This window comes from Streptomyces sp. SID5785 (assembly GCF_009870065.1).
Lineage (GTDB): Bacteria > Actinomycetota > Actinomycetes > Streptomycetales > Streptomycetaceae > Streptomyces.
Genome location: NZ_WWIA01000743.1, coordinates 1 through 2,496, shown reverse-complemented (window position 1 = coordinate 2,496; position 2,496 = coordinate 1). Strand labels below are relative to the sequence as shown.

Genomic DNA, 2,496 nt, shown 5'->3' with positions numbered 1-2,496 from the left:
AGAAGCCGCGGCGGGCGTCGGGCTGCCGATTGAGGAACAGGTTCTCGGCGACGGTGAGTTCGGGGACCACGGTGGGCTTCTGGTAGACGCAGGCCACCTTGGCGCGCCAGGCCTCGCGGTCGCCGAGCGGCGGTGCGGGTTCACCGTCGAAGGCGAGCGTGCCGGCGTCCGGTTCCTGAAGTCCCGTCAGGACGGTGACGAGAGTGGACTTTCCCGCGCCGTTGCGGCCGACGAGGGCGTGGGACTCGCCGGCGTGGACGGTGAGGCGTCCGTCGGCGAGAGCGACCGTGGGCCCGTAGCGTTTGGCGATGCCGCGGGCCTCGACGAGGGGGGTGCTCACGGGGGCGCTCACTTGACCGTGTTTCCCCAGAGCTTGGGGTCGTCCACGTTGTCCTTCGTGACGAGCGGCGCGGGCAGCTGGTCCTCGAGGATCCCGCTGGGCAGCTTGACGATCTCCGAGTCGTGGTCGGTCGGGCCCGGCTCGAACGTCTTCCCCTGCATCGCCGCCTTGATGTAGTACATGCCGTACTTGGCGTAGGCGTCGGCGGGCTGGGAGACGGTGGCGTCGATCTGGCCCTTGCGGATCGCGTCGAACTCCTGCGGGATGCCGTCGTTGGAGACGATCGCGATGTGGCCCTTCTCGCCGGCCTTCTTCAGCATGCCCTTGGACTTGAGGGTCTGGAGCGTGGGGGCGAGGTAGACGCCGCCCGCCTGCAGGTAGATGCCCTTGATGTCGGGGTTCGCGTTGAGGAGGGTGTCGAGCTTGGAGGCCGCGGTGTCAGACTCCCACTTCGCCGGGATCTCCAGGACCTTGAGCTTCGGGTACTTCTTCGCCACGCAGTCGCGGAAGGCCTTGGAGCGCTCGCGGCCGTTGACCGAGGCGAGGTCGCCCATGATCTGCACGACCTTGCCCGAGGTGACCTGGCCGCCGAGGTAGGCACACGCCTTCTCGCCGTACGCGACGTTGTTCGCCCGCACGACCATGGCGACCTTGCCCTTCTCGGGGGCGACGTCGACGGCGACGACGGGCACGCCCTTGCGCTCGGCCTGGTCGAGCCCCGCGGCGATGGCCGCGCTGTCCAGCGGGGCGACGACGAGACCCTTCACCCCCTGGTTGAGCTGGTTGTTGATGTCGGTGATCTGCTGCGAGGGGTCGCTGTTGGAGTTGACGGTCTTCAGCGCGTCGACGCCCTCCGACGTGGCCATCTTCGGCACGTAGTCGTTGTAGGACTGCCAGAACGGCGAGGTCAGCAGGGGCAGGATGACGCCGACCTTGCCCTTGCCGTCGCCTCCCCCGCCGCCCGCGGCGCCCGCGGCGTCGTCCTTGGTGCTGCCGCACGCGGTGAGGGCGAGGGCCGCGCACCCCAGCAGGGCCGCCGCGCGCAGCGTCCTGCCGCGCGAGACTCGCGCGGTCCTCGTGCCGTTCGTGCCCTTCGTGGTGCCAGTCATCGGACCGCTCCTCGGCTGCGGGAAGTCAACGGGTGCGACCGGGCCCTGACCGTTCGGGTACCGGCCGCGCCGAGATATTTATCAGACCACTTCAGGGGGCCAACACCCCGTGGGACCAACTTTTCTGGGCTTTTACGCCTCTGAGACCTCGGAGAGGTCCGACCACCCTGCTGGTGGTCGGACCACCCGGCTGGTTAGACTGCGCCGCATCCGGCAGCGGGAGGACGTCATCGTGGAGCAGACCGCCCCCCAGAAGGGCACCGTCACGGAGCGCGCGATCGAGCAGCTCAAGGCGATGATCGGCAGCGGTGGCCTGGAGCCCGGACAGCGGCTGCCCACCGAGCGCGAGCTGGCGGCCCAGCTGGGCATCTCCCGCTCGTCGATGCGGGAGGCGATCCGGGCGCTGACCGTGCTCGGCGTCCTCGAGGCCCGGCACGGTTCCGGCATCTACGTCACACAGCTGGAGGCCGGCGACCTCCTCGAGACCTTCGGGGTCGTCGCCGATCTGTCCCGCGGTCCGCAGCTCGTGGAGCTGCTCGAGGTGCGCCGCATCCTGGAGTCGACGGCGACGGCGCTCGCGGCGGCCCGGATCAGCAGGGCGCAGCTCGCCGAGGTCGAGGAGCATCTGGCGGCGATGGACGCGACCGACGACCCGGAGGAGATCCTCTCCCACGACCTCGCGTTCCACCGGGCGATCGTGGCCGCGGCGGGCAACGAGACGATGGCGGCGATCCTGGAGGGGCTGTCCTCCCGGACGTTCCGGGCGCGGGTGTGGCGGGGGTACCAGGAGGAGGGCGCGTTCGAACGGACCCGGCGTGAGCACGCCCGCATCCACCGGGCGCTGGTCGCGCACGACCCGGAGGCGGCGCGGGCCGCTGCCGCGGCGCATGTCGGCGAGGTCGAGGCGTGGCTGCGCTCACAACTGGCCGGGCCCGTACCGCCGTTGCCCTGACTGCCGAGGAGCGGCCTGTCCCCGGTGGGGTCGCGCCCTGAAGTGCGGCGCGCAGCGCCTGCACTTCAGGGGCGCGGGGAACTGCGCGACCAGCC

The 2,496-nt window shown here is 70.7% G+C and carries 3 protein-coding genes; 1 reads left to right on the top strand and 2 read right to left on the bottom strand.

All coding sequences use genetic code 11. The annotated features are described in order from the left end of the window. On the bottom strand, positions 1-340 hold a 340-nt coding region (locus tag GTW43_RS24325), incomplete at its 3' end, for an ATP-binding cassette domain-containing protein (protein ID WP_343246106.1). A gap of 8 nt (positions 341-348) precedes the next feature. Beyond that, on the bottom strand, positions 349-1,449 hold the full coding sequence (locus tag GTW43_RS24320; RefSeq protein ID WP_161304168.1) for a sugar ABC transporter substrate-binding protein: 1,101 nt from the start codon (positions 1,447-1,449) through the stop codon (positions 349-351). A gap of 232 nt (positions 1,450-1,681) precedes the next feature. Here GTW43_RS24320 and GTW43_RS24315 point away from each other — a divergent pair, with 232 nt between their 5' ends. Continuing rightward, on the top strand, positions 1,682-2,401 hold the full coding sequence (locus GTW43_RS24315; RefSeq protein WP_161304167.1) for a FadR/GntR family transcriptional regulator: 720 nt from the start codon (positions 1,682-1,684) through the stop codon (positions 2,399-2,401). The last annotated feature ends 95 nt before the right edge of the window (positions 2,402-2,496 follow it).